General features: G+C 58.3%; 15 protein-coding genes and 1 tRNA gene. 8 read left to right on the top strand and 8 right to left on the bottom strand.

Going from position 1 to position 16,223, the window contains the following annotated elements; all coding sequences use genetic code 11:
* Positions 1 to 24 precede the first annotated feature (24 nt).
* The 3 genes from MJQ68_RS05590 (at position 25) to MJQ68_RS05580 (ending at position 4,081) form a co-directional block, all read left to right on the top strand.
* Complete coding sequence (locus MJQ68_RS05590; protein ID WP_238750042.1) at positions 25 to 1,398, top strand: DUF4270 family protein; 1,374 nt, start codon at positions 25 to 27, stop codon at positions 1,396 to 1,398.
* A gap of 119 nt (positions 1,399 to 1,517) precedes the next feature.
* On the top strand, positions 1,518 to 3,356 hold the full coding sequence (glmS, locus tag MJQ68_RS05585; RefSeq protein WP_238750041.1) for a glutamine--fructose-6-phosphate transaminase (isomerizing): 1,839 nt from the start codon (positions 1,518 to 1,520) through the stop codon (positions 3,354 to 3,356).
* Positions 3,357 to 3,388: 32 nt separating this feature from the next.
* Positions 3,389 to 4,081 (top strand): DUF4290 domain-containing protein, encoded by a 693-nt coding sequence (locus MJQ68_RS05580; RefSeq protein WP_238750040.1) that lies wholly within the window; start codon positions 3,389 to 3,391, stop codon positions 4,079 to 4,081.
* An 80-nt stretch (positions 4,082 to 4,161) separates the two neighbouring features.
* Here the strand turns inward: MJQ68_RS05580 and rpsT are convergent, their stop codons facing one another.
* The 4 genes from rpsT to MJQ68_RS05560 all read right to left on the bottom strand — a co-directional run bounded on the left by rpsT (position 4,162) and on the right by MJQ68_RS05560 (position 9,817).
* Entirely contained in the window at positions 4,162 to 4,416 is a 255-nt protein-coding gene (rpsT, locus tag MJQ68_RS05575) for a 30S ribosomal protein S20 (RefSeq protein WP_238750039.1), read from the bottom strand.
* A gap of 84 nt (positions 4,417 to 4,500) precedes the next feature.
* Positions 4,501 to 6,780, bottom strand: a complete 2,280-nt coding sequence (locus MJQ68_RS05570) for a carboxypeptidase-like regulatory domain-containing protein (protein ID WP_238750038.1) — start codon at positions 6,778 to 6,780, stop codon at positions 4,501 to 4,503.
* Between the two features lie 182 nt (positions 6,781 to 6,962).
* Positions 6,963 to 7,976: a serine hydrolase gene (locus MJQ68_RS05565; protein ID WP_238750037.1), complete on the bottom strand. Its 1,014-nt coding sequence runs from the start codon at positions 7,974 to 7,976 to the stop codon at positions 6,963 to 6,965.
* Between the two features lie 254 nt (positions 7,977 to 8,230).
* The gene (locus tag MJQ68_RS05560; protein WP_238750036.1) at positions 8,231 to 9,817 is read right to left on the bottom strand and encodes a peptide chain release factor 3; all 1,587 of its coding nucleotides are present in this window, start codon (positions 9,815 to 9,817) and stop codon (positions 8,231 to 8,233) included.
* Positions 9,818 to 9,852: 35 nt separating this feature from the next.
* Here MJQ68_RS05560 and MJQ68_RS05555 point away from each other — a divergent pair.
* Positions 9,853 to 9,925 (top strand) — tRNA-Thr (locus tag MJQ68_RS05555).
* 87 nt (positions 9,926 to 10,012) lie between these two features.
* Here the strand turns inward: MJQ68_RS05555 and MJQ68_RS05550 are convergent.
* From MJQ68_RS05550 to MJQ68_RS05535, 4 genes are all read right to left on the bottom strand, one after another.
* Positions 10,013 to 10,381, bottom strand: a complete 369-nt coding sequence (locus MJQ68_RS05550; RefSeq protein ID WP_238750035.1) for a hypothetical protein — start codon at positions 10,379 to 10,381, stop codon at positions 10,013 to 10,015.
* Between the two features lie 18 nt (positions 10,382 to 10,399).
* Positions 10,400 to 11,581, bottom strand: a complete 1,182-nt coding sequence (locus MJQ68_RS05545; protein WP_238750034.1) for a baeRF7 domain-containing protein — start codon at positions 11,579 to 11,581, stop codon at positions 10,400 to 10,402.
* Between the two features lie 39 nt (positions 11,582 to 11,620).
* Positions 11,621 to 11,830, bottom strand: coding sequence for a hypothetical protein (locus MJQ68_RS05540; protein WP_238750033.1), 210 nt, complete (start codon positions 11,828 to 11,830; stop codon positions 11,621 to 11,623).
* Positions 11,831 to 11,908: 78 nt separating this feature from the next.
* Complete coding sequence (locus MJQ68_RS05535; RefSeq protein WP_238750032.1) at positions 11,909 to 12,073, bottom strand: DUF1328 domain-containing protein; 165 nt, start codon at positions 12,071 to 12,073, stop codon at positions 11,909 to 11,911.
* A 156-nt stretch (positions 12,074 to 12,229) separates the two neighbouring features.
* On the opposite strand from MJQ68_RS05535, the gene MJQ68_RS05530 reads away from it, so the two are divergent.
* The 4 genes from MJQ68_RS05530 to MJQ68_RS05515 are packed head-to-tail and all read left to right on the top strand — an operon-like array spanning position 12,230 to position 16,214.
* A complete protein-coding gene (locus tag MJQ68_RS05530; RefSeq protein ID WP_238750031.1) occupies positions 12,230 to 12,823 on the top strand; it encodes a M48 family metalloprotease in 594 nt (197 codons plus the stop codon).
* A 13-nt stretch (positions 12,824 to 12,836) separates the two neighbouring features.
* Positions 12,837 to 13,112, top strand: coding sequence for a hypothetical protein (locus tag MJQ68_RS05525; RefSeq protein WP_238750030.1), 276 nt, complete (start codon positions 12,837 to 12,839; stop codon positions 13,110 to 13,112).
* 19 nt (positions 13,113 to 13,131) lie between these two features.
* The gene (locus MJQ68_RS05520; protein ID WP_238750029.1) at positions 13,132 to 13,743 is read left to right on the top strand and encodes a TIGR02117 family protein; all 612 of its coding nucleotides are present in this window, start codon (positions 13,132 to 13,134) and stop codon (positions 13,741 to 13,743) included.
* A gap of 47 nt (positions 13,744 to 13,790) precedes the next feature.
* Positions 13,791 to 16,214, top strand: coding sequence for a S9 family peptidase (locus tag MJQ68_RS05515; protein WP_238750028.1), 2,424 nt, complete (start codon positions 13,791 to 13,793; stop codon positions 16,212 to 16,214).
* Positions 16,215 to 16,223: the final 9 nt, after the last annotated feature.

The following is a 16,223-nucleotide window of genomic DNA, read 5'->3' as shown; positions in this document are numbered from 1 at the left end:
GTAGCTCACCGTACTCTATCCCATATGAAGAATGTGCTTTTTGCTACTACCCTGCTACTTGTGCTGGGTAGTTGTACGGACCCTATTACGGTAGGGTCGGAACTCCTCCAGGCCGATCGCGCCACGGTCGGTGAGATGGATATCCCTTTCACCACCCGGGTAGTGGAGGATGACAGTACGCTCACGTTACAGGGGCTCTCTCCCGTCGGAGCCTCGGGCTATTCGTTCGGCCAGTTGGACGATCCCACCTTCGGTACCACGACCCACAGCCTTTACCTCAGCCTACAGCCGCCCCGCTCCGTCACCGGACTGACGATATTGCCGCCCTTCGTACGGTTTTCGAGTGTGAAGGTGGACTCGGTCATTATGATCCTGCCCATCGATACGCTTAAGGCCTTCTACGGACCCGGGCGGGACTTCCCGTTCCAGGTGGTGGAATTGGCCGAACCGGTCAGTGCATCGGCGGAATTCTATTCCGATGCGGAACTGCCCACGCGGGGAGGGAATTTAGCCGCGAATACTTCCTTTACCGCAACGGCTACGCCCACACTAGTGCGCGATACGGCGATCACGAGCCCCGCCCTGCTACGGGCTCACGTACGGGTCCGGATGTCGGACGCCTTCGCAGATCGGATCGACAACCTACCGGCAAGTGCCTTCGATACCGATTCTATCTTCAGGAATAACCTTCCCGGCGTGTTGATCGAACCCGATGGTTCGTCGGATGCGCTGGTCTACCTGCTCCCACCACAGCGCAGCAGCGATACACTATACCGTGGAATTAACGTGCACTTTCGCGATACGAGCGGCACGCAGAGTATCTACCGTATCGACTACCGACAGGTCATTCCGAACTACAGTTATGACTATTCGGGCTCGCTGATAGAGACCCTTTTGGCGCAGGATACCGCACAGGATCTAGTGGCACTACAGGGACAAAGCGGAGTAATTACCGAGCTTACCCTCACTGACCTGGCATCCCTGACGGGGCGGGTCGTGAACCGTGCCGTGCTACAGCTACCCGTTGCTAGTGTAGCCGGAGTTAGCTACAGCGACTATTCACTCCCGAGTCGCGTAGAGCTCTTTTACCGTACCGGCGACGGTACCCTGACCGTGATCACGGACCGCCTCGAGCTCATACGCTCGCAGGCCGGTACCGATGCGATCGACTTTTTGATCGGCGGCCGACTGGAGGAGGAGAATGGTGTTCAGCTGTACGATCCGGCCTTCTCCGTCCATCTCCAACGTATGATCGATGCAGAGGTACCCCCCAGGATATACCTGCGGGTCACGCCGCTGCTTAACAACGAGATACGCGCGTCCCGGGTGTTGCTGAATGGCCCCGGAGCGGCAGAGCGGCCGGCCAAAATTCGGGTGACGTTTACGAACATCGATTAGGCGGGGCAACTAATAGAGTGCTACCTCGTTTGAGTTCGAGGTTTGTGCCTCCCCGGGCGTATATTAGTACAGCACAGTCTACATCACGCCCTTTCTTTCATCCTAATAGCTAATTACGCATGTGTGGAATCGTCGGATATATTGGTCACCGTCAGGCTGACGCGCTCATCATCAAAGGATTAGAGCGTCTGGAGTACCGGGGCTACGATAGCGCAGGTATCGCCGTTCTTAGCGATACGCTGTCCATCTGGAAAAAGAAGGGTAAAGTAGCCGCTCTGCGCAAAGAGATCAAAAAGAGCGATACGACCGGTACGGTAGGTATCGGACATACCCGCTGGGCTACCCACGGTGAGCCCAACGACGTCAACGCACATCCCCATACGGGAGGAGCCGGCCGTCTGGCTCTGGTACACAATGGTATCATCGAAAATTACGCCGTACTCAAGAATGCCCTTATCGCCGAAGGACACGTGTTCGAAAGCGAAACGGATACGGAAGTACTGGTGCACCTGATCGAAGAAATTCAGGACGAAGGAAACCTCCCCCTGCAGGAAGCCGTACGCCTCGCGCTCGGTCGGGTAGAAGGCGCCTACGCCATCGCCGTAGTGGACAGCCGAGATCCCGGCGTACTGGTGGGAGCCCGCAAGGCTAGTCCCCTGGTAGTCGGTATCGGTGAGGGTGAATACTTCATCGGATCGGATGCCTCACCCTTCCTGGACAGTACGCGCCGCGTAGTGTATCTCGACGACAACCAGATCGCCACCATCACGCTCGCCGATGGACTCAAGATCAAGAATACCGACAACGAGTCGCAGCCGCCCTTTATTCAGGAATTGGATATGCAGATCGAGGCGCTCGAAAAGAATGGCTACGATCACTTCATGCTCAAGGAGATCTACGAGCAGCCCACGACCATCTTCGATGCGATGCGGGGTCGTATCAGCAGCAAAGAGAATCGCGTCACGCTTCGCGGGATGGAAGAGTACGCCAACCGCTTCGTACGCGCCAACCGGATCATCATCGTCGCCTGTGGTACCAGTTACCACTCCGGATTGATCGGTGAGTACCTAATCGAGGATCTCGCCCGCATCCCCGTCGAGGTGGAATACGCCAGCGAGTTTCGCTACCGCAATCCGATCCTGAACGAACGCGACATCGTGATCGCACTCAGTCAGAGTGGAGAGACCGCCGATACCTTGGCTGCTCTCGAACTGGCTAAGAGCAAGGGAGCAATGATCTACGGTATCGTCAATGCGGTAGGTAGCAGCATTGCCCGTCTAACGGACGCCGGCAGTTACATTCACGCCGGACCGGAGATCGGCGTAGCCAGTACCAAGGCCTTTACCGGGCAGGTCACCGTGCTCGCGCTCCTGGCCCTGAGTTTGGCACAGAAGCTGAGTACCATCAGCAACACCAAATTCCAGAAGCTGGTCACCGAGTTGGAAACCATCCCGGCGAAGGTGGAGGAGTGCCTGAAAGAAAATGATCACATCCGCTACATCGCCAAGGAGATCAAGCACCACCACAATGCCCTCTACCTGGGCCGTGGCTACAATTTCCCCGTAGCCCTGGAAGGCGCCCTCAAGCTCAAAGAGATCAGCTACGTCCACGCGGAAGGATACCCCGCCGCGGAAATGAAGCACGGCCCCATTGCGCTCATCGACGAGACTATGCCGGTCATCGTGACGGCGACCAATCGGTCTGCCTACGAAAAGATCGTGAGCAATGTACAGGAGGTCCTGGCCCGCAAGGGTTTTGTGATCGCCATTGTGAACCACGGTGAAACAGCCATTAGTGAGATCGCCAACCATGTGATCCACGTACCCGATACCGAAGAACAGCTCAGCCCACTCCTCTCGGTAATTCCCCTACAACTCCTTAGCTACCACATCGCCGTCGAACTCGGCCGCAATGTCGACCAGCCACGCAACCTGGCCAAGTCGGTCACCGTGGAATAGCCGGAGTTTCATTTTACAAAATTACCGACCCCATGGAATGGGACATAGACTATAATACCAGCAACGCCGAACTCATCTACAGTGAGTATGGCCGAGCGGTGCAGGACCTCCTGCTCAAAGCCAACGAGATCGACGCCGACGAAGAGCGGCAGGCCTACGTGGAACGCGTCATCAAGCTGATGCTCCAGATGCAGCCCAGTGTCAAGCAGCAGGAGAATTACGAAGAGCGCCTCTGGAAGCACGCCTTTCGCATAGCCGGCGGCGAGCTCAACGTCACCGTGCCCGAAGGCATCAACGCTGCCCCCGACCCCGAGGGCGTACAGCCAGAGCCGCTACCCTACCCCGACACCAGCAAGCGCATGCTCCATTACGGTAAGAACGTACTGGCGCTGATCGACGAGGGTAAGAAGATGGAGGACGGTCCCGAACGTGACCTGGTCACCTATACGGCTGCCTACTACATGAAGGTCGCTCTGAGCGACTGGCGCGACGGCAAGTTCTACAATGAGGAGATGATCCGTAAGGACCTGTACGAACTCAGTGATAAAGTCCTCGTACTACCCCCCAATGCCAAGATCGGTGAGCCTACCGGCAGCCAGCCTTCGCAGGACGATGGGAGCCGCCGTAAGAAGAAAAAGAAGAAGGGCGGTGGTAACAACAATCACAACCGCAGCAACCGTAGTAACAATAACAATCGCAGCAGCCGCAATCGCCGCCGGAGATAGTTGATGCTACCTACCTACAAAAAAAGCCCCGTCGCAGTACTGCGACGGGGCTTTTTAATGGGTACTGGACCCGGAGTACCTTAGGCTAGTCCGTTGACGTGCTGCGCCAGACCAGACTTCAGGTTGGACGCTTTGTTGGGGTGCCATAGATTGCGCTTCGCTAGCCGGTCGATCATGCTGAACAAGCGGGGCAGCTGCCGCTCGGCCTCTGTACGATCTTCGAGATCGCGAAGCTTACGGATCGCCGTACGGGTTGATTTCTTGTAGTAGCGGTTGTGAAGACGCTTCTTCTCATCCTGACGAATCCGCTTCTTTGCTGACTTATGGTGTGCCATCTAATTCTAGTTGTAATGATTGCTTACGTGTTCTCCTAGTGACAGCACGTAATTAGTCCGCAAAAGTACGGGTATTTTCGTAACTCACCAAGCATAGCTCGCGCGAATATTCAGGCTCCGCCCCGGTGCATCGGCAAAGTAGCGTTGGCGGTCCAGGTAGTCCCGGTAGGAAGTATCGAGAATATTCTCTGCCTCCAGCGTAAGCAGTAGCGACCGCCGGCCGATCCCGATCGATCGCGAAGCCTGAACATCTACCAGTGTATAGCCGGGCGGCGGGGGCAGAAAGTCCTGTTGCTCGCGAAGATTTCCCTGTCGGGTTACCAGTAAGGTCGTGGCGGTCATCCGCCATTCACCTACCGGCACACCTACCGTAGTGCGCCAGTTAAGGGGTGGCAGGTAGATAAGGGGTAGCTCGTCCGTACGGTTACGTCCGCGTACGTAAGCCAGTTGGGTACTGAGGTCTACCCTACCCCACTGCGTCAGCATATTGACTTTCCCCCCCCAGAGCGTAGCATCTACACCGCGGTACTGGAACAGGGGGAACGCTCCGCGGAGCGTCAATCTGAACTCCGCCTGCGGCTCAAGATTGATGAAGTTAGCTACCCGTTGTACGAACCCGCTTCCGGATACTGTCCATTTCCCATTCGCGCTGCCGTAGTGTAGCCCAGCGTTCAGCTTCAGGGAGGCTTCCGGCACCAGGGTGCTATCGCCCTCCTCTATGCCACTCACCCCCTGGTGAAGCCCCTGGCTGTACAGTTCGTTGATCTGAGGGGCGCGCTGGCGGTAGGTGAGTTCCACGTCCGTACTCAGACGTGCATTCACTTTTAGTCCCGCACCGGCGGCCCCGCCCAGGGCATCGTAGGTGTGCTGACTTCGCACGATACGCCGCGGAAGATCGCGACTGATGCGGACTGCCCGGTAGGACTGCCGGTCGTAGCGGGCCCCGAAGTGATAGCGCAATGTGGCGACCTCCCGGTGGTAGGTGGCGTATGCCGATCCCCGCTGCCCCGAGTAGTCGGGAATCAAGGGCAGAATGCCGGTACCCGGTTGGTTCTCATTGCTGACGTGTTCGTACTGCAATCCACCCTCCAGGTGCTGCTGGTCGCCGAAGTCAAGGTGATAATTTGCTTCCAAGAAGTGCGTGAGCTGCAGCAACTGCAGGGCGGCGCGATCATCGTCTCCGCGGCGTACGTCGTACTCCTTACGGTCATCCAGCTGGCCGCCATAGCGCAGTAGCAGACGCTGCCCCTCCGTGGGGGTATACTTCAGTTCTCCCTTGATCAGGTGATGACTCACGGTCTGACGGGGTGAGGCGATACCGTAACTGAAGGAAGAATCGGTGAAGTAAGGTTGCGCACGTCCGATCGCATCCTGTAGGTCGCTGAGGTTACCGATATGAGATCCCCGCAGCACACCGACCTCCGCGTTAAACAAGCTATAGTAGGCGTTGGCCGTCCACTGGGGAGAGAAAAACTTGGCTACCTGCAGCGCTACGTTACCTTCTCGCCGGCCCGTATTGGTCAGGAAATAATCGGGCGCGCGCTGGTCGCCGGCAGCCTTGAGGGTAGCACTGAGCCGATAGGTGACGAAGGTAGAATCCGTGATACGGGCGTTCAGGGTGTGGGCCAGTCCGTTCGACCGCAAGCCGTAGGCGACCTTGCCTTCGGGGCCGGTGCGGGACGTCAGGTCCGCCGGCTCGATCAGTACGGTGGGCCCCAGCGTACTGCCGCCGTAGCGCAGCGCGTCTACTCCTTCCACCACCCGCACGTAGGCAGCTACCCAGGGGTCGATCTCCGGAGCGTGGTCGTTACCCCACTGCTGACCTGACTGTGCGACGCCGTTATTCTGAATGCTGAGCCGGTTGCCAAACAGCCCGTCGTACACCGGCTTGGCCGCAGCCGTGCCCGTCCGGAGGGTACTGACCCCCGTGATACCTGCCAGCACCTCGCTGAGCTGCTGATCGGACTGGGCATCCAGTCGTTCTTCGTAGCTGGCCTGGGCGGCGGTACTCGTCACCGTCACCGTCTGGGTATAATTGTCGTGGTGGTGGAGGTAGACCACCAAACTAGTATCTCCACGAAAGTCCAGACGCACCTCCTCCGGGTCACACCCGATATGGCTGACGCGCAGCGTCAACTCCCCCGGGCACACACCCTCGATACGAAACGCCCCGCTTTGATCCGCCTCGATACCTCGCTCGCTCTCCAACATATAGATAGCGGCAAAGGACATGTCTTCGGCGTCGTGGGCATCCATCACCCGGCCCGTGATGGTACCCGTACACGAGGCCGCCCCCTGTGCCATCAGGGCGGGGCCGCAGGTGCAAAGGATCAGTAGCAGCAGAATGAGCCGAAGCACTGCCACTACGCGCTGAGGATGATCAGAAAGAGCGGAGAACGCGAGGCTAGGGTCATTTGTGAAGGTTTCCGGGGGTGGACGCAAAGGTACACCGTGCAGTAAAAAGTCCCTCTCACGCAAGGTAAGAGGGACTGTAACGGTCACGTGTTATGCCCGGCGGCTGCTCTTGGCAACTGCCCGGGGAAAGATTACTTAGCCGATTGACGCGCGAGCCGGTCCATAACGGCACCGAGGTCGCGAATGATTTGCTCGCCGCCGGCATCTTCGACCAGGGCGGTCATGATGTAATTGCGGTCGGGGCCCTGTACCATCGCGCAGTCGGCGTGGTAGACACTCCACGAGCCTGACTTGCGGTAGACCTTGGCGTTAGGTGCTACCCGGTCCAGAGTGTTGACGAATTTATGGTGCAGCTGGGGGTCGACGAGGTAGCTCATCATCTTGGCACTGCTGCTTTCGCTGACCAATTTGCCGTTGGCGAGCAGGTAGAAGTAGCGGCAGACCTGCTCCGTAGTGGCGGCATGGCTGATGCCCTTCATGGGGTCGGGGTAGCGACGGCCGCCGGCAGCATAGCGCTTGCCTACCCACAGTCCTCCGCCGTTTGCGGGATCGTACAGCTTATGGCGGGGGTCGCGCATGGTGCGCTCGATGTGCTCGAAGCCTACCCGGTCGATCATGCGGGTGGTGGCAGCATTATTGGATTTGGCGATCATGAGGCGCATGTCGTGCTTCACCTCGGCAGACTCCTTGAGCTCACCGCGCTCGATGGCGTCGTGGGCTGCTGCGAGCACGGCGATCTTTGGCAGGCTGGCAGCGTACATCATGTGCTTGCCGTTGAGGGTGGCGAAGCGGGGCTGAGCCTCGTTGCTCATATCTACCAGACCGACGGATAGACGCTTCGATTTGTAGAGCTTCGCCCAGATAGGATTGGCGAGGATGGCGGCTTTAAGCTCGGCCTTGAACGCCCGGTCTTCGTGGTTTCGGAGCTTGTAGTCAGGCGTCTCGGTAGCTACGGGGAATTCCGCGACTACATCGGTGACGCGGGTGGGTAGCTTCTTAGGGCCCGTCTCCAGGCTGACCGGCACATAGAAGGCGGAAGCGGTGGAGTACTGGTCGCCTACATAGCGGGTGATGTCAAACTCGGCACTGCTCATTAGCAGAATGGTACCGAAGGACAGGAGCAGAAGAAACGACGATTTTAGCATAGGTAGAAAGCGTAGATGATAAAGTCGACCCCGGGCGAAGAATCGGATAAAATGCTAAGTCGTGTCTGATTGCTGGAAAGGAGCGCGAATACGAACCCACTGAAGGGTAGCAAAGGCAACGGATGTGGGCGCTTGACTGGATACAATACGAATATACGTTAGGTTGAGCTTCCACCCCATACATATGGGGTATCCTCACATTCTTAACAGCACCTTAACGCAGTGTAGTGTAGCGACAGTACGCGAACTTCGTGTTATAACTCCGAGGTGGAGTGGAAGACGATCTCCGGGTGGTTGTCTCTGGCCATCTGCAGGGTCCAAGCGCTGTCGGCCAGGTAGACCAGGCGGTCCTCCTTGTCGGTAGCGATCTGCTGCCGGCGGCGGTCCCGAAAGGCCTGTAGCGCAGCTTCATCCTCGCAGGTCACCCAAAGGGCTTTGAACAGATTAATGGGTTCGTAGAGTACCGTGGCTCCGTATTCATGCTCCAGGCGGTACTGGATCACGTCGAACTGCAGGGCACCTACCGTACCGATGATCTGCGCGTTGTCTACCCCGCGGGTGAAGAGCTGGGCTACGCCTTCGTCCATCAGCTGATCGATCCCCTTGGCTAGCTGCTTGGATTTCAGGGGGTCGCCGTTGAGCACCCGCCGAAATTGCTCGGGACTAAAGCTCGGGATGCCCTTGAAGTGCAGTTCCTCCCCTTCGGTAAGGGTGTCACCGATCTTGAAATTACCGGAGTCGTACAGACCGACTACATCGCCGGCGTAGGCCTCGTCGATCACCTCCTTGCGGTCGGCCATGAAGCTCGTCGGATTAGCAAATTTGAGTTTGCGCCCCTGCCGGACGTGCAGGTAATTGGTGTTCCGCTCGAACGTTCCCGAACAGATACGCAGAAAGGCGATCCGGTCGCGGTGCCGGGGATCCATATTCGCGTGGATCTTAAAGACGAAGCCGGCAAACTGATCCTCCCCGGGTAGCACCTGCCGTTCCTCCGTCGGGCGTGGCATGGGTGGCGGGGCGATACGTACGAAGCAGTCGAGTAGCTCTTTGACCCCGAAGTTATTGACCGCGGAACCGAAGAACACTGGACTGACGTTGCCAGCCAGGTAGGTCTCATGGTGAAACTTGGGATAGACCGCGCGGATCATCTCTACTTCCTCGCGCAGTTCATCAGCGGCGTCCTGACCGATCAGCTCGTCCAGTTCCGGATCGTCCAGCTTATCGAATTCAATCGTCTCTTCGGGCCGTCCCTGCTTGTTATCGGGCCGGAAGAGTACGATGCGCTCCTCGAATAAGTTATACACGCCCTTGAAGCGATCGCCCATACCGATGGGCCAGCTCAGGGGTACCACCTTGAGCAGTAGCTTTTGCTCTACCTCGTCCAGCAGATCGAAGGCCTCCTTACCCGGCCGGTCCATCTTATTGATGAACACGATGACGGGCGTTTTGCGCATTCGGCAGACCTCGACGAGTTTTTCGGTCTGTTCCTCCACACCCTTGGCCACATCGATCACCACGATCACGCTGTCAACGGCGGTGAGGGTGCGGTAGGTGTCTTCGGCGAAGTCCTTGTGCCCGGGGGTATCCAGGATGTTGATCTTCTTATCGGCGTAGTCGAAGGCCATTACCGAGGTGGCGACCGAAATACCGCGCTGCCGCTCGATCTCCATGAAGTCGGAGGTCGTGCTTTTCTTGATCTTATTGCTCTTCACCGCACCGGCTTCCTGGATCGCTCCGCCGAAGAGCAGCAGCTTCTCGGTTAGCGTGGTTTTGCCGGCGTCCGGGTGGGCAACAATGCCGAAGGTGCGGCGGCGGGCAATTTCTACGCTTTGCTTGGTCATAATCGGCGGCAAAGATATATCTTTGCCGGCCAATAGCCATCCTAGCTCAGTTGGTAGAGCAATTCATTCGTAATGAATAGGTCGTCGGTTCGAGTCCGATGGATGGCTCTTCGGTAGCCTCACGGCTACTTCCGCACACACGAAAGGCCCTTCGCTTGCGCGAAGGGCCTTTCGTGCTTGGTAGCCGCTGGCTGGCTACTGCTTGCGCTTCTGCTCATCACCGGGCGTGATCCCGCCCTCTACCTGATTGGCGGGATTAGTGGTCGAGGTGGAGTAAGCCGCTTCGTACTCATCGTCGGTGTAGGTCGGTGTGACCAGGGTATCCCGCACCGTACGGATCGAGTCGGCACGCTGGGCATAGTTGGTCGTATTGGTCGTCGATACGCCGCGGGCGGATTGCTCTTCGTACGTGACCTCGCCGTCGTCATTAGCGTCGGAGTCATTGTGCTCGGAGGCGTTCTCACTGTCGATACTCTGCTGACTCTCCTCAATGCTTTCATCGCCACAGGCAGTGATGGCCAGGGCTAAGCAGAGGAGCAGGCTATAGGTGAATAGCTTATTCATTAGTTGATGCATTTTAAATTAGAGGTTGGTCGTGTCGGCCTCTACGGCGTAGCGGTATATCGCACAGGCGTCGCTGCTGGCTACGGGTAGATCCGTGGCGGCTACGTTGTATACCCGTGCACCCGACTGTACGGCCCGCACGGCAGCCAGATTAAGCAGCTCGGTCGCGTTCTTATCCTCATCGGTCATGATCTCGACCCCGTTATTCTCGGCGTGGTACTCACCGTATACGTAGGTATCCTTGTTGAGCCAGAGAGCGGCTACCCGGCCGTTCACTGCCGCGGGTACGACGGTGGTTACATCACTACCTGCTTCGTTCTGAGCTGCGTTGTCGCCGTATAGCTGACGGTCGCGGTGCCGCTGATCTTCAAAATGCGTACCGATCACCGCCCAGGCCTTTTCGTGCAGCATGGCGGGGGCGTCCTCTTCCAGGTTACCCTTTACGTGGTTCTGGGTGTAGAGGTGGTCATAGCCGTTTGCCTCCTCGTAGATCGGGATCAATTGTTCTACGCCACCGAGGACGAGGGGGGCGTTATCGTCGCACAGGTAATCGCTGATTCCGGCGTCTACCCGATCGAAGTAGGCCTTCAGGTCCTCCACCTCATCGCCGGTCTTTCCTCCGCGGCTAAAGAACACACCATTGTTGCTTCCCCGCTGGCCTTCGGCACCGCCGGCGCGCCCCAGGGTGTTGTCGGGGGTGTCCTGCATGAGCGCATCGTCCATATTGGTAGGTACCAACCCCTGCAGGTTTACCTCGGCGATGCTGTACTCGCTGCCGGTATATAGCTTGATCGCTCCACGGCTGAGGGCCAGGAAGTGAAACTTACTCTCCTCACCGAGCAGCGGCACCAGGGGGCGTAGGTAGAATTCCGGCGCTACGTAGATCATAGTTTCGAAGTCGATCGGACAGGCATAGTGTTCCATGCGATCCGGACCGATGAACACGGCAAGGCCGTCGCTCTGGTTCTTCCAGAATTCCTGATTGTCCTCCAGAGCGGAAGCCTCTGCGAGAAAATCGGTGGCCTCCTGTTCGGATAAGTCGTAGCGCTCGATCAGTTTTTCGTGGGCTTTTTTCAGGGCATTCTTAAAGCGAATCTGATCCTCCTGTTGGTTACCGACCCGGTAGGTAGGAATGAAAATACTGACGGAGTAGTCATTGGCTTGAGCGGCGAGCAGGTCGAAGTTGGTTCGGGTAAACATAGTAGAAATTGAAGGAGGAATAATAAAGGATGCCGGTGCTTAGGCGCGCTTGCGGCCCCGTAGTAGTACGAAGATCAGTAAGCCAAAAAAGATCACGGCGCAGAAGATTACTACACCATTCGTAGCCCAGAAGTCGCCGGGGGGATCCTCCAGGGTGGAAGAACTATAGGGGCTCTCGTCGGACGCCTGAGCGAGCAGGGAGCTAGCGGAAAGCATCACTAGCGCAAGGGAGGAATAGATACGCGACATAACTGGATTTTTTGGGATGGGAAAGGCCGCGAACGGGTCGATCCCGGACGCGGCCTTTCGTATGCGAAGCTTATGTGCTTAGGCCCGGTTGAACAGGCGGGAGATCAGACTGATCACCAGTAGCACTAAGAAAATGTAAAAGAGTATCTGGGCGATACCGGCGGCAGCGCCGGCAAATCCGCCGAACCCGAGAATACCGGCTACAATGGCGATTACAAAGAAGATAAGTGCATAGCGTAACATGGTGTAGGTATTTGGTTAGAGTGAATGAAAGTCATGTATCCGACACACTTGTCATCACCTGCTTTCTGTGTTTATAACTCTGCGTCGTTATTGGATGTTCGTTGGCCGTAAAATTTGCGGAGCCCAACTTAGGGGGTGAATTCGGGTTGACTCGGTATGCCGCAGCCCCGCCACACCATCGTCTACCAACACGTCAGCAGCCCCCACCTACGCGAGTGGTTTGCCGAGACCCTGGCTGCCTATCCCGAGCTCCTCCCCCACCCCATCTACCTGCGCAAACTACCTACTAAGTACAGCACCATGCGGGCCCAGCCCGTATTCAACCTCCAGTTCTGGCGCCGGGCTACCCGCCACTACCGCGTTGATTTCAGCAGCCACCTGGAGGTCACCGAGCACGTGCGGGTGCGGGAGCTGCCCAAGGAGGTGGTCGTCGGTTGGTTCGCCCACGAGCTGGGTCACATTGTCGACTACCTGCACCGGCCCTGGCGTGGCATGATCGCCTTCGGCCTGGGTTACGCGCTCTGGTCGCGCTACATGCGGGAGGCCGAACGACGCGCCGATACCATTGCGGTAGACCACGGCTTCGGCAGCGAGGTCATCGCCACCAAACAGTACCTCATGGAGCACGCTACCCTGCCCGACCACTACAAGAAACGCCTGCGTAAGTATTACCTTTCGGCGGACGAGATCGAAGCCCTAGTAACTGCCTACGAAGCGCACGGCGAAATGCCCGATATCGTTGAAATTTAAGCCCCCCCGTAGTATGCCTAATGCCTACGACCGCCACCAACAGTACCGCAGCTGGATCACCAAAGCCCCCCTCGGCCTGGTCCTGACCGGCTTCGGTGCCAGTCTGATCAGCGCCTCCGCAGTCCAGAAACAGTCCGGTGCCCCGCCCCTGCAGTGGATCGTCGGAGGTACGATCGCCCTGGCCGTGTTCAATAGCGGACTCAGCATCCTGGCCGACGCCAGCAAGCACCGCGCCCACTACGAACGTCTCCGCGACGCCCCAAATCCCCCCTCCCCTGTACCTGCTTAAACTGCTGGGCAAGGCCCTATTGCTACTCGTAGGACTGCTCGGCTGCTACCTTGCCATCGCCGTGCTGCTCTCGCTGATTCCCACGCGGCCGGACCCGGTGACCGACCCGCAGGATCTTCCCGTGTATATATCCAGCAACGGGGTGCACACCGATTTTATCCTGCCTACCCACCTGGTCCCCGAAGACATCCGCACCCAACTGGGGTATCTGGCAGACTATCCCTACCTGGCCTTCGGTTGGGGAGACAAAGGCTTTTACCTCGACACCGAGACCTGGGCCGATCTGCGCCCCAGTGTTGCCATTCGCGCCATGCTACTGCCGAGCCCCACCGCCGTGCACGTGACCGGCTACACTACCGTAGGTACCGACTGGGCCACCCTACAGCTGGCGCGGTCGCAGGTGCAGGAGCTGAACGAATACATATACGCCACCTTCCGTACGGACCCCCAGGGCCTGATCCATATCAACGACTCAGGCTACGGCAGTAACGATGAGTTCTACGAAGCCCTGGGCAGCTACAATGCCGTGTACACCTGCAACAACTGGGTCAATCAGGGCCTGAAGAAGATCAACGTACGCACCGCGATGTGGTCCCCCTCCGAATGGGGGATCATGCGTTGGCTGGATTAGACGGCCAAGCGATCGCCCCGTATCTTGTACCACCAATCCGTCATACTATGCGCACCACGATCATTACCCTTACTCTTCTTGTCTTCAGCACCTGCGTACGCGCCCAGGAGAACGTAACGTACCAGCTACCGCCTGAGGAAATACTGGAGCTAGTGGACGTGCCGCTGGCCCCACGGGTGCTCATGAACCACGATCGCACGCACATGGTCATGCTCTACCGCGACGCGTACAAGACCATCGCCGAGCTATCGGAGACGGAGCTGCGGCTCGGTGGCTTGCGGATCGATCCGGTCACCAATATTGGCAGTCGCACTACCTACTACAACGACGTAAAGGTCAGGGCAGTAGATGCGGAAATGGGTACGGAGCAGTCCCTCAGCGGTCTACCGGAGAATGCCCGCCTGGCCAACATTAGCTGGTCGCCGGACCAGCGGATGGTAGCCCTGACCAATACCACGCCGGAGGGAGTAGAAGTCTGGGTAGCCGACCTGGCCGAGGCCAGCGCACGCCGTCTCACCGACGCGCGCGTCAATGCAAACCTGGGCGACGTGATCAGCTGGGCGGAGGACGGGCAGTCGCTCCTCGTCAAGATGCTTCCGGACGACCGCAAACCGCTCATAGATGTAGCAAATGCGGTACCTACCGGCCCGACGATCTCGACCGCTAATGGCGAAAAGGCGCAGAACCGGACGTACCAGGACCTGCTCAGTAACCCGAATGACGAATACAACTTCGAGCAGCTGGCCCGCTCGGTAATTTACCGCGTGCCGTTGGAGGGGGATACCGTTGCCTTCCTGCCTACGGGGATGTACGATGAACTGCGCTTCAGTCCGGACGGCAGCCATCTGCTGGTCACCACGATCGAACGGCCGTTCTCCTACATCGTGCCCTACTACCGCTTCCCGACCACCACCACGGTCTATACCAGTAGTGGCGACAGCGTACAGACCGTAGCCCGCCTGCCCCTCATCGAGGTGCTCCCCCAGGGTTTCATGGCCACCACGACCGAGCGGCGCAGTATACAGTGGCGCGACGATCTGCCCGCCAGCCTGGTGTACGTTCAGGCGCTCGACGGCGGCGACCCCGAGCAGGATGCCGAGTACCGCGATGAGCTGTACCAGTTGGATCCTCCCTTCGCCGGAGCAGGTACGCCCCTACTCAAACTGCACAACCGCTATGCCGGTGTACAGTGGGGAGATGCGCACACAGCCATTGCCTACGACCGCTGGTTCGATACGCGCAACCTCAAAGTGTACACCTTCGATCCGGCTGGCGAGGACGCGCCGACGGTACTCTTCGATCGCAACTACCAGGACCGCTACAGCGACCCCGGAAGCTTCGTGACTACCCGCAATGCATACGGCAGCGAGGTACTCGCGCTGGAGGACGAACGGGCCTACCTGATCGGTGATGGATTTACCGAAAGCGGACAGTTTCCCTTCCTGCGGTCCATCGATCTAGCGAGCGGTGCTAGCGAGGAACTCTACACCTCTACCTACCGCGACCGTCTGGAAGAACTACTCGATTACGACCCCGCCACCGAGGAGCTGCTGGTGCGTGAAGAATCCGCGATCGATTATCCCAACTACTACATTCGCGATCTAGGCACCCAGGAGACCCGCCAGCTCACGGACTTCGCCAATCCCTTCCAGAGCCTGCAGGATGTACATAAGGAAGTCATCACCTACCAGCGTGCTGACGGACTAGAGCTATCCGGTACGCTCTACCTGCCGGTGGGCTACGATACCGTGGCGCGCGAGAAAGTGCCCCTGATCCTGTGGGCCTATCCCCGGGAATTCAAGGATAAGGCCAGTGCCGCCCAGAATACGTCCAACCCCAATCAGTTTACCTACCCCTATTACGGTTCGCCGGTGTACTGGGTGACCCAGGGCTACGCCGTGCTGGACGATGCAGCCTTTCCCATCATCGGCGAGGGCGAGGAGGAACCTAACGACTCGTTCCGCAAGCAACTGGTCGATAACGCCCGTGCCGCCATCGATGCGGTAGACGAACTCGGCTACATCGACCGGCAGCGTGTCGCGGTGGGTGGCCACAGCTACGGCGCCTTTATGGTCGCTAACCTCCTATCGCACTCCGACCTCTTCGCAGCTGGTATTGCCCGCAGTGGAGCCTACAACCGTACGCTGACGCCCTTCGGCTTCCAGGCCGAGCAGCGCAATTACTGGGAGGCACCGGAGGTGTACTACAATATGTCGCCCTTTATGCACGCCGACAAGATGAAGTCGCCCCTCCTGCTGATCCACGGGGAGGCAGACAACAACTCCGGCACCTACCCCCTGCAGAGCGAGCGGTACTTCAACGCCCTGAAGGGTCTCGGTGCTACCGTTCGGCTCGTAATGCTTCCTAAAGAAAGCCACGGCTACCGGGCCAAGGAAAGTATCCTGCACCTGCTTTGGGAGCAGGACCAATGGCTGGATGAGCACGTCAAGAACCGGGACGTCAGTCGCTAGGATGTAGCT

It is taken from the genome of Neolewinella maritima (genome assembly GCF_923081025.1).
Taxonomy (GTDB): Bacteria; Bacteroidota; Bacteroidia; order Chitinophagales; family Saprospiraceae; genus Neolewinella; species Neolewinella maritima.
Note: the sequence above shows the minus strand (reverse complement) of the source record. Positions and strands in the feature narration are given on the sequence as shown.